Below are 23,289 nucleotides of genomic sequence, written 5' to 3' on the forward strand. Positions count from 1 at the left end.
TGGCGGAGGAGTCGGCGGGCCGATGGCCGTTCAGGGGGTCGCGGCCGGGGCCGGTACTCCGGTCGGCTCGGCCGACGGGACGCTGTACTGCCCGGGCGCGGTCGGGTTGCGGATGACGCGGCCCGATTTGACCAGGCAGGTGAGCGCGTTCTCGACCGTCTTGCGGGGTGCCCCGGTCACCTCGACGATCCGGTCGATGTGGAGGAAGCCGGGCTCGGGTGCCTCGGCCAGCGACAGTAGGATCTTGTCCTCCGCGGTGGGTTCCCGGGCCGGTACCCAGCGCGGTTCCGCGTCGTCGGCAGGGCCGGCCGCGAGGCGGGCGTGCACCAGGGCGATGTCGGCGAGCGCGCGGGCGACGTCGTCCTGTCCGCGGTCGAGGCTGCGCAGAGCCTCGGCGGCGAGGAGGCGGGCGGTCCGGATGTCGGCTGTCGACGGCTGGCCGGGCATCGGAGCTCCGTGGGTACGGGGAACGGTCCGGCCCGGACAACGAGGCACCGGGCGGGCGGCGGGTCACCCCGCCGCGATCGGCGAACTGGGCCGCGCGCTCACCGCAGCCGCGCAGGACCGGCCGCTGCCCGACTGGGCCGCCGGCGCCGGCCGTACCGAGGACGTCCGCCGGCGCCGGGCCCGCCAGGCACTGCTGGAGGCCATCGCCCGCCACCACCACGGTCCCCTGCCGGACCAGGAACCCGACGACCGGCCGTGGTGATCAGCCGCGCCCGGGGCGCGGAAGAATGGGGCGGGTGACCAGCAGCCAGCCCCTTGCCCGGGGCCTCACCTCCCTGATACCCGACGCCCGCGCCCAGGCCACCCCCGGCGAGCGCGCCGCCTCCCAGCTCCTCCACCTGCGCGAGGCCACCGTGCCGGTGCCGGTCCTCGCCGCGGCCGCCGAGCTGATCGCGCCCCAGCTGAAGAGCGAGGACCCGGCGACCCGGGAGGCCGCCGCCGCCGTCCACGGCCGGCTGCTCGCCGCGATCGACAGCGCCGCCCCGGGACGGTAGCCCCGACCCGTCCACCTGTGTCAGCTGAAGGTGCCCGGTGTTGCGGGAGGCATCAGACAGGGGGTGTTGACCCGGAAGAGCAGCAGCCCTCCGGTCGTGGTCTCGACAGTGATCAGGTACCGGCTTTCCGGCTTAGACGCGTCGAGGACCGTATCCACCTTGCCGTCTGTGCTCTCCCGGTAGCCGTCGATCTTGAAGCCCTGCTGCTCGAGCATCGCGCGGACCTTGCGGACCGCCTCAGGGTGCTGCTCAAGCGGAGCGGAGCTGTAGACCGCGTACGACATCTTGTACCGGCCGTCCCTGGCGACCTCGTTGTTCTTGCCGACGCAGTCGTTGAAGAACGGCTCGGCGCTGCCCGTGTCGAGGGTGACGCCTGCGCTCTGGGCCATGTACTCGGTCATGTGCTGGGCCCAGTCCTGGGCGTCCTGGCGGGCCTTGACGGGCAGCGGCTCGTTGGGGCCGGGCGTGGACATACATCCTCCGAGGATCAGGGGCAGGCAGAGCGCCAGCGCGGCGACGCCGAGGCGCCGCGCTCCGGCGGTGCGGGCAACGGGTCGTGGCAGGGGAAACGGCATGGTGGAATTCCTTGCGGCTGGAACAGGGTGAGGACCGGGCAGCCGGGCTGTGGCCAGCCCGGCCCGCCGATTACAGGGGACCCGGTGGGGTGACGGTTAGTCTGGGAAGCGTGGTCGGCGGCTTCCCGACGATGATGCGGCCCTGGTTGTCGACGCTCTTACTGCCGTCGTCCCAGTAGCCGCTGTGCCCGGACGTGTCGACCTCAAACTGCTGCCCGCCGAACTCGCCGCGTACCGGGTCGAAGCCGAGGCTGAGTCCTGCGGCCAAAGCGATACCGTCGTCTTCGGCTCTGCCGGTCCAGAAGTGGCTCGGGTCGATCTGGAGCTGGTGGGCACGGTCAACGGTCATTCCAGGACTCGCAACAGCGACGATCTCGTCAGCGCCCAGTCCTTCCCCACCCGCTGCAGCCGCACCGACGAGCGTCGTTCCGTAGCTGTGGCCGAACACCGAGAGGTGACTGGGATGGTCACCCTGGGCGACCCGGGTGCCCTGGGTGAACTGGCGTAGGGCCTCGGCCCCGTCCGAGGACCGGGTAGTGCCGACAACGGCGAGGTTCGGCGCTTGCTGAATTGGGACCTCGGGGGCGTCGTAGCCGAGCCACGAGATCACCGACACCTTCTGGTTCGTCCCCTTCGACGCCTGCCTCGCGGCCTCCTGCAGGTCACTGACGCGCGCGAGCTGGCCCCCCGTGCTGTCGATCGTCGTTCCCGTACCAGGCACGAGGACTGCCGTGTGGTCGGCGGTGTCGGGATTGCCCATGGCGACGATCACTTTGCCGTCGCCGCCGTATGCCTTGGCGTCGAGACCGAGCAGGAACAGCCGTTTGTCCTCGACCGCGGTGTCGTGCTGGTCGAGCTGCTCCTTGAGCTTCATCAACGTCTGCTCGCGCGTGCTGTACTCATCCGCGGTCAGACCACTCCCGCGTGCGTTGCCCGCCTTCAACTCGTCCAACTGCTGGTCGAGGACGAGCCGGTTGGCCTCATCCCGCACTGTGGCGGGCAGACCGTCCAACTGCCCGATCCGCTCCGGGTACAGCGCGACGTAGGTGCTCTGCTGCTCAGGGGTCAAGTACTTCCACCAGTCGGCGGACGCCTTCGGATCCTTGTTGTCCGGGACGTACGGATCGGCCAAACCGAGGTCCTTCGCCACGTCGCGCACATCCGCGGCGGTCTCGGCGGCGAAACCGAACACACGCGGGCGGGTCAGGATGCTGGCATCGAGCCGCCCGAGGGCGCGGTCACCCTGGTCGCTCGCCTGCCGCGCGTCGGCCAACGCCTTGTTGATACGCTCCTGGACATCCCCCCGCAGGGTCGTCAGTTTCTTGCGCTCAGGGCTGGACGCGGCATCCGGGTCGTTCCGCTCGCCCTCACCCAGCGGCGGCAGGTTCACCGTCCCGTCTGCACCGACGACCAGACCCCATTCCTCGGCGCGGTGAACAGCGTTCTTCAGATTGGTCTGCGCCTGGTGCATTCGCTCAGCGACCGTATCCAAGGTCAGCACCACAGCGGCGGACTCGACCCTCAGGATCTCCAGGATCTGCTCGTTCCGGCCCAGGGCGAAGAACGCCTTCTGCGCGTCCTCCCCCTCCCACTTCGCCTGCCGCAGCGGGCCGTTCACCTGACTACGGTGCCTGTTCTCGGCGGACTGCGCTCCGTTGGACAGATCGCGCCACGCTTTGGCGGCATCGTGCAAGCTGGTCGGGTCGAAGCGCATCAGGAGCTCGAACAGGTTGCTGCTCACTGTCCCGGCTTCTCCCATGCCTCGCCGATCCCCTGCGTCGTCCAGACACTGGCGACGGCGTTCTCGTTGCCCTTGTATGCCTGCGCTGTGGCGGCGAGGTTGTCACCTGTTTGCTTGAGTCGGCCGCTGACGCCCGTCAGCACGGGCGCCCACTCCCCCGCCACCCGGCCAAGCCGTGCGGCCACTGACCAGCCCGTCAACTGGCCGGCGGCCGTCTGGCTGGCCGTAACAGCCGCCTGACAGGGCTTCCGGAGATCCTCACCGATTGTCCGCGCCACCCCCGCGGACATATCGATCTCGCCCGGATTGACCTTCAGATGCCCCACTGCAGTTCCCCTCCCGACAGTTCCTCGGTTCAGCGCGAAGCCTATTGCGGTGATCGGCTGATTCCTATCCGTATAGGTACTCAGCAAATATGAGACGAAAGTAACCAAAACGGCGATACGTCCCTTCCGGACGCGGTGGCGACTTCAAAAGGCCGCGTCGCAGAACCACCCATCTGATCGCCGACGCCACGGTCGACGCCCTGGAGCGCGGCTTGCTGCTCCATCTGACCGACTGGCAGCACGCGATCGACGCGCTCGGCCGCGATCTCACCGCGACCAGCGCAGGACCGGCGGCTGCCCTACGGGGCCGGTCCTGCGCTGGTCGCACCGAGGACGTCCGCCGGTGCCAGGCCCGCTGTCTGTGAGGTCCTGGGAGATGCTTGACGCTTCGGTCCTGGGACTTGCTTGACGGTGTCTCGGAAGATGGCTGACGGTTCCAGGTGATGCTTGTCGGTCAGCGGGAGTCGGCGACGTAGCGGGTGACGGGACCGCCTTTGCGGGGGTGGGTGGAGATCTCGACGTCGCCGTCGAGGACTCGGAAGCAGGTCTCCTCGATGACCACGGTGACGGTCTTGCCAGCGTGCGCGACGCCCGGGCGGAGCTTCTGCCCGGCGACTGCGAAGGTGCCGTCTGCTCCGACCCGCCGGATGGCCCTCCGCGGTTGGGATGGAGGCGGCGGCAGCGGGGTTGTGGAGACGCGGGCGCCGGTGAGTTTCGCGCGCCGCTGGAGTGGGATCGGGGCTGGGAGCGTCTGGACCAGGACTCCGGCGTGGATCACATACATCATGCTGCCGTCGAATCGCAGCGTGACCTGCTTGCCGGCCAGGTCGGAGCCGAGAGCGACGGACGTCTGGCCGAGCGAGACCGCACCGTCCTTCGTCGCCTTCCGGTCGACCTCGACGACGGTCGCGGGCGCCAGCGGCTTGTCCGGCCCGATGCCGCCCTGGGGCTCCGGCCCCGCGAGTCGACCGCCCCGCAGCAGCACCCACTGCAGATCGGCGTCGGTGAAGGTCATCGAACGCGTGCGGATCAGCTGTCCGTCCAGCAGGACGTGGACGGTGCGGTGACTGAGCCAGACCGTGACGGTCCGGCCGGCCAGGGTCGGGCTGAACTTCAGGCTCTGTCCCTGGGGCAGCATCACGTGCCGGCCGGGGCCGATCACGCCCTCGAACTCCACGGCCTGGACAGGAGCGTTCTCCTCCGACGAGCGAGGCGGCGGAAGGACCGGCAGCCGGACGGGCTCGTTCGGCGCCGGTGTGGGCGAGACCGCGCCAGCGGGTGCCGAGACCGCGGCCGGGAGGGCGTGTGGGCGGAAGACCTGTGCCGGGGTGGCCATGTCGAGTGACTGGTGCGGCCGGGTGTGGTTGTAGGCATGGACCCAGGCGTCGATCGCGGCCTGGGCGGCGGCCGTGTCGGCGAAGGGGCCGGAGTGGTCGAGCATCTCGCGGCGCAGGGTCTTGTGGAACCGTTCGATCTTGCCGGTCGTGGTCGGTGATCGGGGCTTGGTCAGTCGCTGGTTGATGCCGTTCTCCCGGCAGACGCGCTCGAACATGACCTCGACGGGCAGGGGCTTGGAGTAGCGGCCGGTGAACTGCTTGCCGTTGTCGGTCAGCACCTCCGACGGGACGCCGAAGCGGCGCATGGCCTCGAGGAAGGCCTGGCAGACCGCCCGGCCGGACGGCTGGATCACCACCGCGGCGATCACGATGTAGCGGGAGTGGTCGTCGATGCCGGTGACGAGCTTGCACTCGCGTCCGTCGGCGAGGAAGACGCCGCCCATCAGGTCCATCTGCCACAGCTGCATGGGCGCCTCGCGCTGCCACCGCTTGTAGATGCGGCGATGGACCTGGATCTGGTGGGTGACCAGGCCGTTGCGGACCAGGATGCGGTGCACGGTCGACCGTCCCGGAGCGTTCGCGATTCCGCGTTCGGCCAGCTCGTGGGCGATGCGACGGGCGCCCCACCTCAGATAAGTCTGCCTCAGCTGGCAGACCACGACCTCGACCTCGACAGGCACACGCGACGGCGAGGTGTGCGGCCGGCGCGACCGGTCCTTCAGGCCGTCCCGCCCGCCCTCGCGGAACCTCCGCAGCCACGTGTGCAGCGACTGTCGCGAGGTCCCGTACCGGCGGGCTACCTCGGCCACCGGGGCGCCGTCCAGGACCTCCGCCACCGCACGGAACCGATGCTCGACCGTCCAGTCCTCATCGCCCGCCGCGGCAGGCTCCGCCATCTCGCCCATGCCGGTTCAACGAGCCGAGCCCGTCAAGGATGTGACCGGACCGCCAAAGATCTCCCGCGCCGTCAAGGAGGACCAGGGACAACCACGTCAAGCAAGTCCTGGGACTGCACATGACAGCCTGCCAAGCACTGCTGGAGGCCATCTCCCGCCACCACCACGGCCCCCTGCCGGACCGAGAACCCGGGACCAGCACCCGGCCACGCGGCATAGGCTCCTGATCCCCCCACCCGCGCCCAGACCACACCCGGCGAACAGGCCGTCGCTCAGCTCGCGCACCTGAGGACCGGCACCGGGACGGCGGCGGTCCTCGCCGCGGCCGCCACACTGATCGCCGGGCAGCTCGAGGACCCGGACCCCCCACCCGCGAAGCCGCCAGCGCTGTCCAGCTCACCCGCTCGCCGCCATCGAGGACGCCACACCCGGCCGATAGCCGACTGACCCGTCTCACCTCGATTTTGTCGTCGTAGATCACGGTGGAGCCGTCCGGGGCCCGCAGGATCTCGTCCTGGCCAAGACGACGCCGCCCTATCGGACCCGTCGCCTTTCCTCTCTGGTGACCTTCGGCGCCCTATCTGGCCAGGCGACCCAGATGGAAAGGCGTTCCTTGTCGCCGCCGTACGTCGGATCCGTGTCAAACAGGTGATGTCCGGTCAGGCTTTCGGGAGCGTTATCCCCAGCTCGAGCATGGCGGGCGAGGCGGGTCCGCCTTCGGAGCGTTCGGTCTTGTAGCCCTTGACGCCGGGGGCGACGGTGCGGGGGTCGACGGCTTCGGAGGGGGCGCCCGTGGCGTAGAGGCCGGTGGGGTCTTGGTCGCGGTCGTGGGGAAGGAGCCAGAAGACACGGCGGCGGAAGGTACCGGAGGCTCGGGAGGCTTTGGCCTCGGGGCCGAGGAGCGCGAATCCGACCATGCGGCCGTCGCGATGGTAGGCGGGGCGGCCGCGTCGGGAGGTGAGGCGGTCGAGGGACTGGCGGACGTAGTCGAGGTGGGTGGTGTCCTCGAGCCAGACGAGGCCGGTTTCGTGGGCGAGCTCGGTGGGGTCGATCAGCGCGCTCACGGTGTGGGCTCCTCTGTGTCGTCGGTGATCAAGCCGATGCCCGGGTAGAACTTACGGCTGTTGGACAGAATCATCTCCTTGGGGGAGGTCATACCCAGTGTCTCGCGTACTCGTGCGGCGAAGGCACGGGCGGATACCGGGTTGGACCCCTCGGAACCACACCAGCGGGTGTAGGCGCTGAAGAGCTGGGCCTGTTCGGCGCGCATGCCTTCAACTGTTCGGCAGGCCTCGGTGAGGAAGCGGCCGACGTGGTCTTCGGTTTCAGCGTAGGCGGTGGTGGCGACCTGGACGGCCTGGGGGCCGGCGAGGTCTTTGCTGCCGGCGAAGTATCGGCGGGCCCCGTCGATGAGCCAGGCGAGGATGCCGGGGCCTTCCTCGGCGACGAGGACGTGTGCCAGGTTGTCGATCTTGCGTTCCTCGGGGACGACGCGTTCGAAGGGGATCAGGCGCATGCGGCGCCAGAACGCGAAGCCGCCGGTGCCGACCTCGGGGCGGTGGTTGCCGAGAAGCCACAGCTTGTGGGTCGGGGCGAAGGAGAAGAAGTCCTGCCGCATCCGGCGGGCCTTGATCTTGTCGCCGCCGGTGAGGAGCTTGACGCGGGCCTCGTCGAAGCGGTCGCCCGGCTTGAGCTCGGAGCAGACGATGATGCGTCGGCCGTGGAGTTCGGCGAGGTCGGTGGGGTGTCCGTCGAACGTCTTGGCCATGAGGAAGCCCGGCGGGGCGGCGTCAGCGTAGTCGCCGAGGAGCTGGATCATCACGTCCAGCAGGACGGACTTGCCGTTCTTGCCCTGCCCGTAGAGGAAGGGCATGACCTGCGCTCCGACGTCACCGCTGATCGAGTAGCCCAGGAGCAGGTGGAGGAAGTCGCGGGTCTGGCGGCCGTCCGCGTCGTCGCCGAAGGTGTCGCTCAGGAAGCGGTTCCAGCGTGGGGTGGGCATGGTCGCCGGAGCGAGGGTGGTGGAGCGTGAGTGGTGGTGGCGGGAGGGGTCCGGGGTGGTGATCGTTCCGGTGCGCAGGTCGACGACGCCGCCGGGGGTGCACAGGGCGTAGGCGTCGGCGTCCAGGAGGGAGGCGTTCAGGACCATGCCCGGGGCCGACTTGGCCTGCGCCAGCATCGCGTTCATGCCGGAGGTCGACAGGGCGCGGCGGCGGTGGCGGCGCAGGTCTGACCCGGTGTGGATGCCGCGGGGGTCGTGGGTGGCGATGTTCTCCGCCATCTCGCCGGCCGACCACAGGACGGTGTCGTCCTCGTCGGCCTGCCAGCGGTGGCCGGCCCACCGGTACCAGCCGAGGCCCGGGACGTGACGGTAGTCGCGTCCGTAGAGCTGGACGAAGGCCTTGGCGTTGCCGCGGTCGGACAGGGAGTCGGGCAGCAGTCCGTGCGCGGTGGCTTCCGCCATGGGGGTGTGTTGGGGTGCCACGGCCAGGGCTGCCGGCAGGGCCGGGGAGGGAAACTGGGGAAGGACCGCCGGAAGCGGGGCCGGGTATTGCGGGAGGTCGAGCAGGCTGTCCTGCACCACGGCTGGTCTCCCGCCTGGGGCTGCCGCCGCTTGTGGGAGAACGGGGGCGCCTTGACGGGCCAGGATGTGCTGCGCCGCCAGGTCGGGGTCGAAGACCGGTCCTGGGGACGGGGGCTGGGGGATCATGTCGGTCATCCCCTCACCTCCAGGTGGAGAGGTCGGCGGGCGCCGGCAGCGAGACCTGCCCGGATGACGGCCCGGTTGTGGCGGTCCTGGGCGGGACGGGCGGCCAGTGCGGCGTCGAGAAGTGCCTGCTCGGCTTCTGCCTCTGTCAGGTGGCCGCCGGCTGCCAAGCCCCCCGCGGTGTAGGCCGCACGGTTGAGCTTGGATGTGAAGCCGGTGCCCTCCGGGGCTGTCGCGCAGTCGGCGACGTCCTGGAGGAGTGACTCGAGCATTCGGGTGGTGGAGGTGTGGCCGCCGCCTGCGGCGATCACCGCCTGCCGCGTGCGAGGGGGCACGACGTGGTCGGTGGCCAGCTTCGGGGAGGACGTCTTGAGGTGGCCGGTGCGTACGAGGTCGGTGCTGAGCCACTGCGGGAGTGGCGCGGGCGTCCGGGCGCCGGGGAGGGCTTCGTAGGCGCCGACGGCGGTGACTGTGCCCGGGGCGACGATGAAGCCTCCGTGGGCCCGGACGTCGACCTGCCAGGCAAGCGCCCGGTTCGCGGAGGAGCCGGTGGAGCACGTGAATGCCAGGTCCGCTGTGTCGCGGTACCAGATGTGCAGTCCTCCGGAAGGGGTGCGCACGCGCAGTGTTCCCGGGTCGGTGGACGGGTCCGGCGCCGACCGCAGGGCCGCGAGAAGGGCGAGTGAGTGGTAGCCCGAGGACAGGCCCTCGAGCGGGACGTCGTCGTGGATCGGGATCCCGGGCAGGATCCGGTCCCTGGCGGGCGCGGTCTCGCTGTGGGTGTCCACGTCGATGACGACCAGGCCGGCCGGCCCGCAGGAGACCGCAGCACCGAAGCCGGGGGTCGCCCGCCACCAGGCGGTGAGGAGGTCCTGGTCGAGGGTGGCGGCGTGAAAGCCGTGGCACCATCGGCCTGCCGGGAGGCAGGGGCAGGTGCCGGGATTGTGGTCGGTGTTGCGGCATGGTTCGCAGTTGGCCGGAGGTGTCTTGCGGCCCGGTGCGAGAGGGTGGACCGGCCAGCCCTGTGCGGCGCACCACCGGGCGACAGCCAGCGACCGGGGCTCGTGGCCCGTTCGGTCGCTCGCTGCGGCGTTCGGCGCCGTCACGCTGGTCCCTCCCCGTGGTCGGTAGCTGTCGTGTGCTGAGTCGCTACTTGGGTAGCTGGTTTGTTTTCGCAGGTCAGAGTGCCTCTCGGGCGAGAATAGCGACTCAAGCGACTCAAGCTCAGAACATAGCCCACATAGGGTAGCCGAGCGGGAATCCTGTACCGCGCGCCCGCCGATGGCAGGGAGCGCCAGCGACCGGGGACTGTGCCAGCGACCGAGAACCTTCAGTCGCTCCCGCCTGAGCGAGACATGTTTCCGCAGGTCAGAGCACTTTTCGAGCGAAATCAGCGACCGAAGCGACTCAAGCTCAGGTCTATGACGCACACGCGCACACGCGAATGTCCTCATATACCGGACCTTCAGTCGCTTCGGTCGCTGATTCACCCACCACATGCCCTCTGACCTGCATATCTGTGCAGCGACCGAGTGCCAGCGACCGAAGCGACCGAGCCCATCACCCTCTCCGCCCCCGGCGTGTCGCCCGAACCCCGCATCCCCCATCACCGGACTTCGGTCGCTTCGGTCGCTACCGTGTCCCCGCCCCCCGGCCAGCTCTCGGCCTCCTCACCGGACAACAACTGCGACTGCAGCCGCAACGCGTACTTCGCGGAGTACTCACTGCCCTGCTCCGCGGCTCGCAGATACCAGACCAGCGCCTGTTCAGGCAGCCCCGCCTCCCGCAGAAGATCAGCCATCTCCCGGACAGCCCTCCGGTCCTTCGCCTCGATACGCCGCTGCAACCACGCCACGGACGCCTTGAGCCCCCGGTACTTCCGCAGCAGCCACACCACCTCCCGATAGGCATGCCACTCACCTGCGGCAGCAGCCTTCGTGAACGCGGCGACCGCCTCATCCAGAAAACACTCGTCCTCTTCGCACTTGTCCCGCAGAACCAGCCCGATCTGCATGAACGCGGCCACATCCCCACGGTCCGCAGCCTCCTGCAGCCACGACAGAGCCTCATCAGGCTGTCCACTAGACCGATACAGGTTCGCCACCCGCCAGAGAACCCCCAGGTCAGGGTTCTGCTCCTTGGGGCTCCTCTGCTTCTCGGCCTCCACGAGATAGATCTCCAGCGCCTCCCGCCGCCGGCCCTGCTCCAACAGCAGGTCGGCGAGCGGCAACACACTCTGACGGTCCCCGTGCCGGACCGCAGCCCGATACATGATCACCGCCTCATCGCCCCGCCCCAATATCTGCAGCCGCTCCGCCGCCTCCCGCCAGGCCCCCGGCACACCGGCCGACCCCGCATCCGCGTAGAATCTCAAGGCCCTGGTCCTGTCCCCCATCTCCCACAAGAGATCGGCCGCCTCCTGCAAAGCCACAGGCGTCCCCCCTGTCGCACAGTCACGAAGCCAACTCACCGCCTCCTGCGCCCGCCCGCTGCGCCGCATGAGCGCAGCCGCCGCCCGGAGAGCATGGCTGCTACCACTCGCCAGCGCGGCCTGCTGGTAGACCCGGATTGCCTCATTGTCCCGTCCTGTCCTCAGCAGCCGCCGAGCAGCCGCTACCGCAGCGTCCGGATCGCCGGCCTCAGCAAGGGTCCTCAGCCAGGAGATCGCTTCCTGCGGCGCGCCGCTCTCGGTCAACAGCGCCGCCGCCGGCTCGATGGCCTGGCTGTCCCCGGCCTCGGCCGCCCGCTGGTACCACGCTGCGGCTTCCTCCAGTCGACCCGATTCCTGGAGCAGCGCCCCGCCCATGAACAACGTGTCGGTGTCCCCCTGTTCAACAGCTGTGTGGAATGATTGGGGTGCCAAGATCGGATAGGCGTTCCTGCTTGTCGCGAGGAACTTCGGCACCGCCCCGCGGGCCTTGTCCCGGGCCATTGCCAACCGTTCGTCGAGATCTGCCAGTTCCGCCAACCGCGCCAGTTCCGCTTTGGTGAACCTCGACGGCACATCGACGACCGCGTCCTCGATCAGGGTCCGTGCCGCGGTGTCGGCTCCCGGTGTCAGGCCCCCGCTGCGAGTCAGGACACCGGCGGTGGTGGAGACCGTCCCGATCACCAGGACCGGAGCCCGGCGGGAATCGTGCAGCGCATTCCCGAGTTCGGCCTGGATCATCCCCGTGCCCCGGCACTGGACAGGGTCCAGATACCGCTCTACCCGGTCCAACCAGACCACCGTCCTCGGACCAGCCTGGGCCAGCCCCTGGACGACCTGGGTACTGTCGAACGGATCCGCGGGATGCCACAGCCGCCAGCCGTCGGGGATTCCCCGCAAGGCCTCCCAGCAACTGCGCGTCTTGCCCGCAGCCTGCGGTCCCCGGGCGATGACCATCCCACTCCGGCCGGCGACCGCTCTGCCGACGACAACCTCGAGCGCCTGGTCGTGCTGGCGCCGGACATACGGAACCATGGCAGGTAGCGTCCCCCCGCTCCCCGGCAGGAGGAACGCCTCCCGTATACCCAGCACCACCGGGTCCGCCTCACCGACCGCGCACCCGTACGGGCGCGCCGCCGCGGCCTGAACCCACAGCTCCCTCACTTGCTCGGCGGCCGTCGCCCGGTCGCCACCCGCCATCGCCGCCAGGACCACCGCCACCGCCACCGCGTCCTGTTGCAGCCCGAGATGCGTCGACCACAGCACCCGGTTCACACTGTCCCGCCCGGGAGCCGCTTCCAGAGAATCGTCCAGCAGGACAGCGGTGGCGATGTCGTCCAACGACGGCACCCCCGCCCCCAGGTACAACTCGTACAGCCGGTCCTTGAAATTCCTCACCGGCCCCGGCTGGACCCAGGCCCGCGCTCGAGGCCTGGGCCCTCCTCGCCCTCCGCCCGTCCCCCTGGCCGGGACCGGTGCCCCCGCCGGCACGCCCCGCATCGATGGGGTCCTGCGCGATGCACCCCCAGCTGTTCCCTCCCGAGCCCGGGGTCGGCGACCGGGCTGAACACGCCTCCATACCTCCTCCCAGACCTCGGGCCCGTACTTGGCGGCCGGTGACCCGTCGAAGTCCGCGATCACCCGCATGAAGACACAGAACACGGTCTCGGTGGGAACCGCCCCGAGCCGGATCGCATCGCCCAACGTGCTCCGCGACAGGACAAGGCCCAACACCCCGGCACGCTCCTCGACCGCTCGCAGCGACGGCCTACCACTCAACGCCCGTGCCGCACGCATCAGGTCACCGAGCTGGTGCACCTCGCACACCGTATCGGGCTCCACCCACCGCCCCCCGGACATCGCCCGCTGCCCGGCCGGCACCTGCGCCGCTGTCCCCCGCCACAACCGCTCCGCCTTCCGAAGGTCCGACGCACCGGCCCCGCACGCCTCGACATACGCCCGCACCACCGCCAGCCGCGGGCGCTGCTCCCCCGAATCCGCCCGGCACAACGTCGCGGCCGACACCCCGCACATCCTCGCCATCGCGGCATAGGTCTTTCCACTGCGCGCGCTCAACTCTTGGAGGAACCGCGCGAGATCCTCCGCGACCGCGCCCGGGGCGACCGCCTTCTTCGGCCTTCCCATTTCCCACGCTCACCCGCGCCGACGTCCTGCGGCCACAGCCGCCACCAGCTGTCTCACCAACTCGCTCGCCGTCAGTACCGCGGTGCTCGCCAGCGCGATGACGGCCTCCGTCGATAGCCCGATGGCCGCCAGCACAACGACGAAAGCGAGGACCGCCACCACCAGCAAGGCCACGGTGACAGGCACGCCTCCACCCTCGTTGCCCGCCCTGCCACGCCCATGCGGAACACTCATCCGAACCCCTCCCGAGCCGTAGCCCTGATGCTTCGTGCGCAGCGCCGGCGGAAGCTGCAGCCCCCGCTGGCCTGGGGCGCAAGTCTTGACCACCCAGCAACCCAGGGCGGTCAAGGGGGCTGACGATTTCGCCAACCTCCTGCAAGAACTTTCACCGAAAGCGCTGGATCACCGCAGATCAGGGCCTTGTCTCGAGACCCTGTCACCTCGCCCGGCAGCGCCCGTCCGGCTTTTGCCCTGGCGCGAACGTCAGCTTCGGCTTCTTGCGTGATTGTCCGGGATATGACGCAATAACGTCGCGCGTCTGCTAGGCCGTCACAGCAGGTCAGAGCCACAGTGGTCCATCGGGGTCTGTAGCAGTGTCCGGCCTGTAGCCCGCGACAACGCCACCGATCGCCATATCAGTGGCGGTACATCTACCGGTCGCAGCCCATCACCAGCCGAGCATCGAGTCCCCGACCCGCACCTGCGGACATCCCCGAACACCAGCTGGGCCGCGTGGCACCATGACACCCGAACACGACGCTGAGGAAGGGGCTCGTGACGTTACGTCGCGAAGAGTGGGTCGTGCTTGAGGATCTGGGCGTCCAGCCGGAGCCGGATGCGCCAGCCGCTGAGCGTCCTCCCCGCACCCGCGGGGGTCAGCCGAGAACCCGCACCCGGTCCGCTACCTCGCGACGGTCCTCCCCACACCTGCGGGGGTCAGCCGACGTTCCGCAGCGCGCGCGTGTGGGCGCGGAAGTCCTCCCCGCGCAGGCGGGGGTGATCCTTGCGGGCGGTCAGGACGCCGAGCCACGCCGCCTGCTTCCCGCGTCCGCAAGGGCAGCCGTAAGCAGGGTCGGAAATTTCTGACCCGCGTCATCCCTGCACCTTCGGGGGTCAGTCGGCGAGTTCGTCGTGCGGCGTCGAGCTGCTGCTCTCGTCCCCGCGCCCGCGCGCACGAGGAGTTCTCCCCGCGAGCGCGGGGGAGGTCGGATCCGCAGGCGAGATGCGGCGGCGGATCACCAACTGCCCGGGCAAATCCGATGGCACCAACAGAGTTCCGGCGGCAAGACTGCACCGGTGACTACCCTTTCAACGCCGCCCGACCCGCCCCTCCTGCCGGTACGGGACCCGCGCGCCCGCGACCTCGTTCTTGACTATGCGGAGATGCACGCCCTGGTCGGCGACCTGGTTCTGCCCGGCGGCGCGTCGATGTACGTCATGAGCGCGCTGGAAACCTCCCGCGAGCTCATCCGGCACTCGTACTACCGGTACGAGTTCGCCACCGTCGCCGTCACGCATTCCCTGTTCGCCCTGGAGCAGGTCCTCAGCGAGCGTCTGGCGACGCACGAACCGCTCCACGCCCTCATCGAGCGGGCCACCGACGCAGGACTCATCACGGTCGAACTCGCCGTCGAACTCGACCGCAGCCGACTGCTGCGCGACAAGCTCGCACAGGGCGCCGAGTCAAGTGCCGCCCTCCGCCCGATCCGGGCCGTCGCAATGCTGCGTGCCGTCTTCAATGCCGTCTCCCTGCTCCTGCGCCCACCGTCCGCGACAGCGGCGACAGCCGCCGACGTAGGCGGAGCACCGCCCGGAGGCGGACTCGCCCGGCTGTGGGAGGACCACCTGCGCGCACTGTTCCCCGACGGCTTCCGCGGCGTGGACTTCGACGGCGTGGATCTGGTCCTCCTAGACGCCGACGTCGCCGGCCTCATACAGCGGGAGCTGAAGGGTGGACTCGACGACAGTGGCATCGCCTGCCTCTGGCGCTGCATAGCCGACCTCGACAGGATCGTTCCCCTGATCAACGAGGAGTACTGCACCTCCTACTTCGCGAAACTCCGGACGATGGCCCAGGTCGCAGCAGCGTCCTACGTCCCCACCGCGACCTGACCACCGAGGCGGCCGTCGGTGGGCACGCCGCTGATCTGGTCGGCCTTGCTCTCCCCGCGCAGGCGGGAAGCGGACCGCCTCAGATTTCGATGCGTCGTTGCCACCAGGGAAGCTTCTGGGGAGCGAACGGGTCGTTGGCCGTTCTGTCGAGGATTCGGGCGTCGACGGGAGCCAGCGCGGCTCGCAGTTCTCGCCGCGCTCGTGAACGCAGGTTCCATGCGGTCACTTCCAGCAGCGTGCGGATATGGCCGCTCGGAACGTCCGAGTACCCGTAGTGCCAGTCCTCAGCGCTACGAGGTCACCCCGCACGCAGGGCCCAGCGTCGAAAGGCGAGCGCGACATCACCCTTCGGCAGGCCTCGGTCGCGCTCGAAGGCGGCTATCTGTCGGTTCGCTGACGCCGACAGCCCTCGACGCACGCCATCAATGATCGGCCGGAAAGCTCATAGCAGCGGCGCCCACGGGCCGCCGGGCCGTTCCGGGCGGACCGGTCCGCCCGGTCCACCCGCGTCCAGCTCCCGCCTACGCCGAACCCGCTCGGCACAGGTGAATCGGTCGGGCGCCGTGCTGTCCCCGGGCCGGACGAGTCTGCCGGATCACCTGCCCCTGCTCCGAGTCCCGGTTTCCCCGTTCTTCGGGGGAGGGGGAGGCGTCATCCTGAAACGATCAGTAGCTTCCGCAGCCCCGGTCGTCGAGGGCTACCTGATGAGACAGGCCGCCCACCGTCGGGGTCTCGAACCCCGGCCTCGGCCAGGAGGATCAGAGGGTTCGTGGCTCCTTGTGCCGGCATGGCGGACATGCAACGCGTCTGGCTGCTGCCGGGCGGCACGGTCCTCTCCGCAGCGCTCGGGGCGGCCCTGACCCTCCTCGGCTGGCGCATCACCCAGCTGGCGGGCGAGGACGAGCTGGCTGGTGCCGCGCGGGAGATCAGTGCCATGAGCGCGCTGATCCTCCTTCCGGACGTCCGGGGAGGGCTTCCGGATCCCCGCGCGGCCCTGGTCGGCCGCCCGCGCCCGTTCACCGTCGCGGTGGGCATGCGGGGCGAGCTCTCCGTACTGGCCGACATCGTGGAGCGCAGGGTGGCTGCGGCAGTCCTGGACGCCGACCAGCCCTTCACTAATCTCGTCGCGGGTCTGGACCGTCTCCTCCGCCTGCCCACGGCGGTCGTGGACGACGCCACGCGCCTGGTCGCCGGGCTCCGCGAACGGGAGCAGGAGGCCCGACGGTTCTCCGCTCTCACCCGGCGTGAGCAGCAGGTTCTCTGCGCGTTGCTCGTCGGCTGCTCGGCCACCGAGATCGCCGCCGCCGACCAGGTCTCGCTGCCGACTGTCCGTAGTCACATCCGTGCGGTGCTCACCAAGCTCGGGGTCTCCTCGCAGCTCGCGGCGGTCGCGCTGGCCCACCGGTCGTGCCGCGAATCGGCTCTGCTCGCTCACATGCGGGAAGTTCACCATTTTTGATGATGGCCGACTGGGGGGTCGCCGGTCACGGTGAAGGAGGAAAGGACCACCCCCGACCTGGAGGAGGCAATCATGCAGGCGGTGGACAACGGTGGGCCCCTCGGACCGTCGACGATGACCCAGGATCTCGTCCTGCTCGTCTCCACGGCCCTGGTCGCGCAGGCCCGTGCGCTGACGGTGGACCGTCAGCAGGACGCGGCCGAGTACGTGTCCGACCCCTTCCTCGCCGCACAGACCCGGGACAGCCAGGAGAAGTGCGGGTCCGATGCGGCGTACTTCCTCGACCGGCTCCTGCCCGGGGTGACGGCCTGCGTGTCCGACGCCGAGGAGGCGGGACGCCTGGTTGCCGCGCTGGGCGCCGCAGTGCCGGCGCGGACCGCCACCGGTGGCGGTCCGCGCCGGGGCTCGGGCGGCGGCTCGGATGCGGACGCAAGTGCTGGCGCGGGCGGCGACGCGCTGGGCGCGCTCGTCACGCGGTTCGAGGAGCATCGGACCGTCGCGCAGTCCCACGCGAAGGCCCTGAGCGAGACGGCTTCGCGTACGGCGGCGCGCAGCGACGAGCTGGAGACGGCGCTGCAACAGCGGATCACGGCGTTGCAGGGGCCGGACGGTGGGATTCAGCGGACCAGGGACGCTATCGCGGAGGTGGTCGCGTCGATCAGCGCCGACCTGGACGCGGTGGTGAGCGGTGCCAAGGAGACGGGATCCGGGGTCACCGCCTTCCTGACCGACAAGATCAAGCTGGTGACGGGGACCCTCTCCAGGTTCGGGGGAGCGGACTCCCCGGGTGGCGGGCAGCCACCGGGAGCCGGCGGCGGGAAGACTTCACCGGGCGGCCCGACGGCGGCACCGGCAACGGCGCCCGGCCCGGAACCTGCCAAGGCGCCCGCGCCGGCGGTCGGGGTCGGGCCGGTACCGGCAAAGCCGCCCGCACCAGCGGTCGGACCGGCACCGGCGAAGGCGGCTGGCCCGGCACCCGCGAAGCCGCCCGGATCGGCACCGGCGAAGGCACCCGGGCAGCCGCCCGGGAAGGCACCGGCGAAGCCCTTCGACGTGGCAGCCCTCGGTCTGGACGAAGCCGGCGACACCGGCGCGGACCAGGTGGGCCGGGGCACGGCGGCCCTCGGCGCGGCCCTCGCCTCGTACAGGGCGCACAACGCGGTCCTGGCCGACCTCTACCACGCCCTGGCCGCGCAGAACGCCGAGCTGGCCGTCGCGGCCGCGATCGGCGACCAGACGCGGAACTTCGCCCTCGCTCTGAGCGGCGTGGCGACCGCGGCCGCCGGCCTGGCCGCCACCTGGCAGTCACTGGTCGACCGGGCGGCCGAGCTCGAAGGCCGCGACCTGCGGGACGTGGCGGCGGCTGCGGCGGCAGCGGCGCCCCGATGGACGGCGCTGGCGGCCGAACTCGCCCATGTCCGTGCCGCCGTCTCCGGCCGCCGCGGCGCGATCCCGGACGTCGGGGTGCTGCCCACAGCCTCCCGCCGGTAGTCCCGAAACAGCCCGCCACCGGGCCACCCGCCACCGGACCAGGTGTCCGATAGGCCCGCTGAACCCTCCCACCTTCGGAGTCCGTCATGACCAATCCCGAGAACACCGCCTCGACCGTCAGCACCTCCGCCAGGTCGCAGGCCGGGAACGCCCTGATCGTCCAGGGCTACGCACTGAGCGTGCAGCAGCAGCCGACGGTCGACCTCGGCGCGTCGAAACGCCTCGCACCTCTGCAGAACGGCATCAACCAGGCGCTCACCGGCGCCAAGGACGGCGCGCAGGACTACCTCAACGTCGTCCTGCCGAAGACCATCGTCACCATCGCCGACATCAGCGCCTACTTCGAGACCCAGGACGCGCTCGCCCAGGCGCTGGGCCCGGACACGGACGCGCAGACGGCCGTCTCCCTCCTGATGGCCGTGCAGGAGCGGGCGACCGACTTCCACGGCCGGGCGGTCGCGGTCACCCACGACATCCAGGGCCTGCGGGAGCGGTTCAGCCGCAGCTCGGCGGCCCTGAGCCGGTCCTCGACGGAGCTCGCGGTCGCCGTGGACGGTGACGACGGCATCCTGAAGGACCTCGGCGGCCAACTGGCCGGCCTCGACGGCAAGATCGAGGGAGCGATCAGCGGGGTGGTGCTCTCGGCCCTGACCGTCGCCGGCGGGGTGATCATGGTCGGTGTCGGCGCCCTCGCCACGGCGGTCACCGGCGGCCTGGCCACGGCGCTGGTCGTCGGCGGCCTGGCGGTCACCGCGGTCGGCATCGGCGGGGAAGTCACCTCCTCCGTTCTCCTGGCCCAACTCCTCGACCAGAAGAGCCGGTTGATCACGGAGCGGTCCCGGCTCGAGGCCGAGACGACCCTGGCCGCGAGCCTGTCGAGCGGCCTGCGGACCATGTCCTCCTCGACCGCCTCGGCCGCAGCCGCCACTCAGAACATGGCCAACGCCTGGGGCCTGCTCGGCGACGACCTCGACAACCTGGCCAAGGACCTGGTCAAGGGCCGGACCGACGTCGACATCGTGCGGCGGTTGTTCACCACCGCTGCCCAGGGCGCGGTCCGGACCGTCCAGGGCGACGTCGCCGTCATCCGCGGCCAGCTCACCGGCGTGCGGCCCGTCGTGGACCCCCGGACCGCCCCCGGCGACCTGGTGCGCAACCAGCTCGCCGAACTCCAGCACTCCTGAGCCACCCCCGGACCCGCTCCCCGGGCCCACCGAGGAGAAGGAGAACCGCCGTGCTGTCCGTCGCCCTCCGGCTCACCCGTCAGCTCGCCGGCATCGTCGCCGACCTGACGGTGCCACCCGGCCCCGCCGCTGCCGCCCGGGAGTCCGTCACCGCGGCGCAGGACGGGCTCCTGCCGCAGATCGCCGACGAGCGGGCCGGCTTGCAGGACTTCACCGCGCGGGCCGCCGCCGAGATTGCCGCGCTCAACGTCGGAACACCGGCCCCGGGCGCGGCAGCCGATGCCCTGCACCGTCTCGGCCAGGGCTTCGAGGAACAGAAAACGCTGCTGGCCCCGCTGGTCGACCGGATCAACCGATTCCGGGACGCCCTGGCTGCGCGCTCCGCCGACATGACACGCCAGCAGGCGGAGCTGCAGTCCCGGCTGGCGGCGCTCGCCGCCGAGCGGACCCGGCTCTCCTCCCAGCGGGACGAACTGCGCACCCGGACCACCATCACGTCCATCGTCGGGATCCTGATCCCCCTGGTGAAGATCGCCGACGAGATCGCCGGCGCGGTCCAGTACGGCGAGACGACGGAGGCAGCGATCGGCCGAGCCGATGCGCAGATCGCCCGGCTGAACTCCGAGGCCCAGGAGCTGGGTTCCGTCACCGTTGCCTGCACCGCGCTCGGCAGCGCCCTCGACCAGCTCGCCCCCGCCCTGCAGAACCTCGCCAACGCGACCGCCCTGGTGGGCGGCCACCTGACCAACGACGCCGCACGCGCGGCCGCCGCCACTCCCACCACCCTGAAGCTCTACCTCGCCTCGCTGACCACCGCCATGGCGGTTCTGGGCGACAGCGTCGGCTGAGCCGCCGACGACCCGCACCGTCCAGGTGCCGGGAATCGTCACGTTCGTTCGGGGACCGGATCCACGCGCGGTGACGGGCGCCCCGTCCGCGCAGAACACGAGGAGGAAGCCATGACCTGTCCCGTCTGCCAGCTGCCCTTGGGAGCTGGACTGACCCTCGCCAACCCGCCGTGCGGGCACTCGATCCACTACAACTGCCTTCAGCAGGAACCGGACGTCTGCACCTGCGGGATGCCTGTGGACTCCCGGGGAATGCTCGCTTCCGTCGATCGCCTGCAGGCTCAACCGGCACCGGGTGCCATGGACGTCGACGACTCCCCGGAGCTGTCGGACCCCGACGAGGAGATGGGCGAGCAGTCCATCGAATGCAGGGCCTGCCGACAGGAGACCGTCCACCAGGAGTTCCAGAGCTGGCGGTTCACGGACCTCGAGTGCCCACGATGCGGGAACGGCTTCGCCAACAGCACCACGCACGTCCTGGTGTGCACGAGCTGCAAGACGGTGACGCATTACGAATGCTAGTGGACAGTCGAAGCCAAGTGTCCTTCTGACGAGTGGAGTTGTGGTCGGCTGAGCTTCCCTTGTCGCCACTGCGTCCTCAGGTGGAAAGCGCTGGACCGTCCCGTCGGCCGCGAACGCTCCCCTTCGTCGCGGCGCGGGGCCGTTCGAGTACGATGTTGCCGTAGTCGAACACCCGGGTCGGCCGCGACGGACGGGTGTGGGTCAGAACCCGATCACACCTCGTGCAACCCGGAGCCGACAGCTCGCATCCAGTCCCGCCGGCCCGTGCCCTCAGGACGCTCCCTCTCCCATTGCGCCTCTCGCGCCACGACCGCGGCCCCGTCGGCGACCCGGGGCGCGGCGAATACGGCGCGGTCAAGGGCGGCAGCGACGAGGACGAGGATTCCGGAGGCGAAGCGGAGGTCGGACCGGTCGGCGGCCACCGCACCGCGAACCGCAGGGAAGACGATCTCCGGGCGCGGGTTGGGAATGGACCACTCCAGATGGCCGCGCTGCGCCTCCTCGAAGTAATCGGTGTGCAGGAGCACAGCTTGTGCGCTGGCCTCGCACTGCAGTGACTCTTCGTCCGGGTCGCCGCTCAGATGATCGGGCTCGGTGGTCGGGCTCGGCCTGACGGCCGGGTCCGAGGAGGACCTGCGCGACCTGCTGAAGGAGGTGCGGGCGCGCGTGGCCGTGCCGATCGAGCCGGATCCGAGCACCCGCCCGGGGCACAGCCTGGCCTGCGGGCGCTGAGGCAGTGCGGCGCCCGTCAGGGGCCGAGCTGGACGACGGCGTGGCGGCCGCTGGTGCGCCGCGGTGTGCCGGTGGCGTCGAGGCGGGCGACGGTGGCGGTGTCGACTCTGACGACCACCTCCGACTTGAGGGTTCGCAGGGCGGCCACGGGGGACGGGAAGTGGTCGACCACGGCCGCGAACGGGGTGGTCGGGTCCCCGTGGCGGTCGTCCACGAGGCGGCGGTAGTTGAGGTCGCCCTCGAGGATCGTCACCCTGGCGTCGGCGAGTTCCGCCCGGAGGTCGGCGGGCATCTCGCGGTAGGGCAGCGGTGCGCAGAAGAACGGGTGGGTGCGGGCCGTGAGCGTGCCACCGCCCATCGCCTGCCGGAGGCGGGGGTGATCTCGGCTGTCGACGGTCGGGGTTGTGGCAGCTCTGCTTTCCCTGCGCCCCGTGGTCGATGGCCGGCCGTGTTGTCCGCGGACAACACGGGGTTCCTCCTGCGAAAGCGCTTGGTCGGCGAGTGCCTCGCGGTGGAAGCGCGCCACGGGTGTCGTCGCCGTCTGCCACGATGGACACCACTCCTTGACACCTCCACAGACCGGCCCGGACTGTAACAATCGACATGCCGGTCACCCCGCGAGTGCGAGGAGATGATCCCTGAGCGAACCGGGCCTTCTCCTGGAACCCGGACTGCTCCCCGCGTCCGCGGGGATGATCCCAAGGACGTCGAGTTCCCGACCTCCAAGAACGACTGCTCCCCGCGTCCGCGGGGGTGATCCGGAGAGGGATCGGGGTCACTTCCCGGTCCCTCCTGCTCCCCCTACCCGCAGGGGTCAGCCGGACAGCGTGTCCTGGCGCCGGGGCCACCACCCGCCCTCCCTGCACCTGCGGGGGTCAGCCGTCGTTGACGCTGCTGGTCACTTGGCGCCTCCCGTCCTCCCCGGGGTGTTGACGGATGCGGCTGACCAGGATCGCGAGGCACGTCTCGAAGATCCCTTCCCGAGTCGCGGGTGATCGCTTCCCGAAAGTGGAGCCGTGCTTGGTCAGCTGTCGGGCCTCGTCAGATACGGCCGAAGGTGGTGTCGGTGGCGCGCTGTTGAATGTTCACCATGACCGTTCGTGAACTGGTGTCCTTGCTGCCCGACCCCGCTGTACTGCTCGCTCGCTGCCGGGCGATCGCGCTGCTCGACGGCATCCTCGATGCCCATGCCCCCACTCATTCGTTCGTGTGTGACTGGCGCGAAGGTGTGGATCTGGCGCTCATGGACAACGGCTCCGGTGACCAGTACGCGATCGTGTTCGATCCGGCCGGGGTGTTCCTCTACGGGTTCGATCACGAGAGTGACGCCAGTCCGTGGCGGGAGGAGGACCGCGCGCACTGGCCCAGCCTGCTCGACGGCCTGCCCGCCTCGCTCGCCCACTACGCGGAGACACCGGAGTTTCAGTTCGAGGGGTTCTTCGACGCGACGGTCTGCGCATGGCGCGAGAGCGGCGCCTCCGAGTGGCGGTGCGGGCCGGTGGAGTTCGCCCCTGACGAGTCGGACGGCGCCGACTGGCTGTTCGGCCTTCTCGTGGACGGAAGCCCGGACGCATACGTCAGCTTCGCTGAGGACTACTTCGAGCGCGCGGTCGACCGCGAGGCGGTGGCAGCTGTCTTGCAAGGCGCCCCTCTGACCCGTCGAACGGTCGCGGCACTCTCCCCCTCCGTAGACTTTGACGCCGTTGCCGGGCAGGCTCGCAGGCTGGGCTGCAGCGCCCCGGACACGTCGGAGCTCTGACCGCCAAGGCTCCTTCGCATCGATCT

Annotated in this window: 23 protein-coding genes and 1 pseudogene; 11 read left to right on the forward strand and 13 right to left on the reverse strand. The window is 70.3% G+C overall.

Annotated features, from left to right (window positions below; all coding sequences use genetic code 11):
* Nucleotides 1-30 precede the first annotated feature (30 nt).
* The gene (locus PUR61_RS05225; protein WP_329876084.1) at nt 31-447 is read right to left on the reverse strand and encodes a hypothetical protein; all 417 of its coding nucleotides are present in this window, start codon (nt 445-447) and stop codon (nt 31-33) included.
* Between PUR61_RS05225 and PUR61_RS05230 the strand changes: the two genes are divergently transcribed.
* Nucleotides 419-709: a hypothetical protein gene (locus tag PUR61_RS05230; protein WP_329876086.1), complete on the forward strand. Its 291-nt coding sequence runs from the start codon at nt 419-421 to the stop codon at nt 707-709. The genes PUR61_RS05225 and PUR61_RS05230 overlap by 29 nt on opposite strands.
* Before the next feature lie 34 nt (nt 710-743).
* Nucleotides 744-1,001: a hypothetical protein gene (locus tag PUR61_RS05235; RefSeq protein ID WP_329876088.1), complete on the forward strand. Its 258-nt coding sequence runs from the start codon at nt 744-746 to the stop codon at nt 999-1,001.
* Nucleotides 1,002-1,021: 20 nt separating this feature from the next.
* On the opposite strand, the gene PUR61_RS05240 is transcribed toward PUR61_RS05235, so the two are convergent.
* From PUR61_RS05240 to PUR61_RS05250, 3 genes are all read right to left on the reverse strand, one after another.
* Nucleotides 1,022-1,576, reverse strand: coding sequence for a hypothetical protein (locus PUR61_RS05240; protein ID WP_329876089.1), 555 nt, complete (start codon nt 1,574-1,576; stop codon nt 1,022-1,024).
* A 70-nt stretch (nt 1,577-1,646) separates the two neighbouring features.
* The gene (locus PUR61_RS05245) at nt 1,647-3,317 is read right to left on the reverse strand and encodes an alpha/beta hydrolase (protein WP_329876091.1); all 1,671 of its coding nucleotides are present in this window, start codon (nt 3,315-3,317) and stop codon (nt 1,647-1,649) included.
* Nucleotides 3,314-3,643: a hypothetical protein gene (locus PUR61_RS05250; protein WP_329876093.1), complete on the reverse strand. Its 330-nt coding sequence runs from the start codon at nt 3,641-3,643 to the stop codon at nt 3,314-3,316. The genes PUR61_RS05245 and PUR61_RS05250 overlap by 4 nt, the downstream gene beginning before the upstream one ends.
* A gap of 212 nt (nt 3,644-3,855) precedes the next feature.
* On the opposite strand from PUR61_RS05250, the gene PUR61_RS05255 reads away from it, so the two are divergent.
* The gene (locus PUR61_RS05255) at nt 3,856-4,008 is read left to right on the forward strand and encodes a hypothetical protein (protein ID WP_329876095.1); all 153 of its coding nucleotides are present in this window, start codon (nt 3,856-3,858) and stop codon (nt 4,006-4,008) included.
* Nucleotides 4,009-4,097: 89 nt separating this feature from the next.
* On the opposite strand, the gene PUR61_RS05260 is transcribed toward PUR61_RS05255, so the two are convergent.
* From PUR61_RS05260 to PUR61_RS05285, 7 genes and pseudogenes are all read right to left on the reverse strand, one after another.
* On the reverse strand, nt 4,098-5,876 hold the full coding sequence (locus PUR61_RS05260) for an IS481 family transposase (protein WP_329876097.1): 1,779 nt from the start codon (nt 5,874-5,876) through the stop codon (nt 4,098-4,100).
* A gap of 659 nt (nt 5,877-6,535) precedes the next feature.
* Complete coding sequence (locus PUR61_RS05265; RefSeq protein WP_329876099.1) at nt 6,536-6,940, reverse strand: DUF6009 family protein; 405 nt, start codon at nt 6,938-6,940, stop codon at nt 6,536-6,538.
* The gene (locus PUR61_RS05270; RefSeq protein WP_329876101.1) at nt 6,937-8,340 is read right to left on the reverse strand and encodes a DNA primase family protein; all 1,404 of its coding nucleotides are present in this window, start codon (nt 8,338-8,340) and stop codon (nt 6,937-6,939) included. Before PUR61_RS05270 ends, PUR61_RS05265 begins: the two co-directional genes overlap by 4 nt.
* Nucleotides 8,341-8,591: 251 nt before the next feature.
* Entirely contained in the window at nt 8,592-9,689 is a 1,098-nt protein-coding gene (locus PUR61_RS05275; protein WP_329876103.1) for a bifunctional DNA primase/polymerase, read from the reverse strand.
* A 500-nt stretch (nt 9,690-10,189) separates the two neighbouring features.
* Nucleotides 10,190-12,409 carry a tetratricopeptide repeat protein gene (locus PUR61_RS05280; protein ID WP_329876105.1) on the reverse strand — a complete coding sequence of 740 codons (2,220 nt, stop codon included), beginning with the start codon at nt 12,407-12,409 and terminating at the stop codon, nt 10,190-10,192.
* A gap of 531 nt (nt 12,410-12,940) precedes the next feature.
* Nucleotides 12,941-13,156: pseudogene (locus tag PUR61_RS45175) on the reverse strand (helix-turn-helix domain-containing protein); the annotation flags it as partial.
* A gap of 9 nt (nt 13,157-13,165) precedes the next feature.
* On the reverse strand, nt 13,166-13,342 hold the full coding sequence (locus tag PUR61_RS05285) for a hypothetical protein (RefSeq protein ID WP_329876107.1): 177 nt from the start codon (nt 13,340-13,342) through the stop codon (nt 13,166-13,168).
* A gap of 1,110 nt (nt 13,343-14,452) precedes the next feature.
* Here PUR61_RS05285 and PUR61_RS05290 point away from each other — a divergent pair.
* From PUR61_RS05290 to PUR61_RS05315, 6 genes are all read left to right on the forward strand, one after another.
* Nucleotides 14,453-15,268 carry a hypothetical protein gene (locus PUR61_RS05290; RefSeq protein WP_329876109.1) on the forward strand — a complete coding sequence of 272 codons (816 nt, stop codon included), beginning with the start codon at nt 14,453-14,455 and terminating at the stop codon, nt 15,266-15,268.
* Nucleotides 15,269-16,055: 787 nt separating this feature from the next.
* Nucleotides 16,056-16,727 (forward strand): helix-turn-helix transcriptional regulator, encoded by a 672-nt coding sequence (locus PUR61_RS05295; protein WP_329876111.1) that lies wholly within the window; start codon nt 16,056-16,058, stop codon nt 16,725-16,727.
* Nucleotides 16,728-16,799: 72 nt separating this feature from the next.
* Nucleotides 16,800-18,218, forward strand: coding sequence for a hypothetical protein (locus PUR61_RS05300; RefSeq protein WP_329876113.1), 1,419 nt, complete (start codon nt 16,800-16,802; stop codon nt 18,216-18,218).
* Between the two features lie 86 nt (nt 18,219-18,304).
* A complete protein-coding gene (locus tag PUR61_RS05305; RefSeq protein ID WP_329876115.1) occupies nt 18,305-19,402 on the forward strand; it encodes an HBL/NHE enterotoxin family protein in 1,098 nt (365 codons plus the stop codon).
* A gap of 50 nt (nt 19,403-19,452) precedes the next feature.
* On the forward strand, nt 19,453-20,250 hold the full coding sequence (locus tag PUR61_RS05310; protein ID WP_329876117.1) for a hypothetical protein: 798 nt from the start codon (nt 19,453-19,455) through the stop codon (nt 20,248-20,250).
* Nucleotides 20,251-20,388: 138 nt separating this feature from the next.
* Entirely contained in the window at nt 20,389-20,772 is a 384-nt protein-coding gene (locus PUR61_RS05315) for a hypothetical protein (protein WP_329876119.1), read from the forward strand.
* Nucleotides 20,773-20,984: 212 nt separating this feature from the next.
* On the opposite strand, the gene PUR61_RS05320 is transcribed toward PUR61_RS05315, so the two are convergent.
* Nucleotides 20,985-21,299, reverse strand: coding sequence for a hypothetical protein (locus PUR61_RS05320; RefSeq protein ID WP_329876121.1), 315 nt, complete (start codon nt 21,297-21,299; stop codon nt 20,985-20,987).
* 67 nt (nt 21,300-21,366) lie between these two features.
* On the opposite strand from PUR61_RS05320, the gene PUR61_RS05325 reads away from it, so the two are divergent.
* Nucleotides 21,367-21,504, forward strand: a complete 138-nt coding sequence (locus PUR61_RS05325; RefSeq protein ID WP_329876123.1) for a hypothetical protein — start codon at nt 21,367-21,369, stop codon at nt 21,502-21,504.
* A gap of 16 nt (nt 21,505-21,520) precedes the next feature.
* On the opposite strand, the gene PUR61_RS05330 is transcribed toward PUR61_RS05325, so the two are convergent.
* The gene (locus PUR61_RS05330) at nt 21,521-21,862 is read right to left on the reverse strand and encodes an ARMT1-like domain-containing protein (RefSeq protein WP_329876125.1); all 342 of its coding nucleotides are present in this window, start codon (nt 21,860-21,862) and stop codon (nt 21,521-21,523) included.
* A gap of 732 nt (nt 21,863-22,594) precedes the next feature.
* On the opposite strand from PUR61_RS05330, the gene PUR61_RS05335 reads away from it, so the two are divergent.
* Nucleotides 22,595-23,263: a hypothetical protein gene (locus PUR61_RS05335; RefSeq protein ID WP_329876127.1), complete on the forward strand. Its 669-nt coding sequence runs from the start codon at nt 22,595-22,597 to the stop codon at nt 23,261-23,263.
* Nucleotides 23,264-23,289: the final 26 nt, after the last annotated feature.

Source organism: Streptomyces sp. BE20 (assembly GCF_036322525.1).
In the GTDB taxonomy this organism is placed as follows: Bacteria; Actinomycetota; Actinomycetes; order Streptomycetales; family Streptomycetaceae; genus Kitasatospora.

Excerpts from the sequence above, each read along its gene's own strand:
- PUR61_RS05230 (WP_329876086.1), top strand. The coding sequence starts at position 419 with ATGTCGGCTGTCGACGGCTGGCCGGGCATCGGAGCTCCGTGGGTACGG.
- PUR61_RS05225 (WP_329876084.1), bottom strand. The coding sequence starts at position 447 with ATGCCCGGCCAGCCGTCGACAGCCGACATCCGGACCGCCCGCCTCCTC.
- PUR61_RS05240 (WP_329876089.1), bottom strand. The coding sequence starts at position 1,576 with ATGCCGTTTCCCCTGCCACGACCCGTTGCCCGCACCGCCGGAGCGCGG.
- PUR61_RS05260 (WP_329876097.1), bottom strand. The coding sequence starts at position 5,876 with ATGGCGGAGCCTGCCGCGGCGGGCGATGAGGACTGGACGGTCGAGCAT.
- PUR61_RS05270 (WP_329876101.1), bottom strand. The coding sequence starts at position 8,340 with ATGGCGGAAGCCACCGCGCACGGACTGCTGCCCGACTCCCTGTCCGAC.
- PUR61_RS05295 (WP_329876111.1), top strand. The coding sequence starts at position 16,056 with ATGGCGGACATGCAACGCGTCTGGCTGCTGCCGGGCGGCACGGTCCTC.
- PUR61_RS05300 (WP_329876113.1), top strand. The coding sequence starts at position 16,800 with ATGCAGGCGGTGGACAACGGTGGGCCCCTCGGACCGTCGACGATGACC.
- PUR61_RS05305 (WP_329876115.1), top strand. The coding sequence starts at position 18,305 with ATGACCAATCCCGAGAACACCGCCTCGACCGTCAGCACCTCCGCCAGG.
- PUR61_RS05330 (WP_329876125.1), bottom strand. The coding sequence starts at position 21,862 with ATGGGCGGTGGCACGCTCACGGCCCGCACCCACCCGTTCTTCTGCGCA.
- PUR61_RS05335 (WP_329876127.1), top strand. The coding sequence starts at position 22,595 with ATGACCGTTCGTGAACTGGTGTCCTTGCTGCCCGACCCCGCTGTACTG.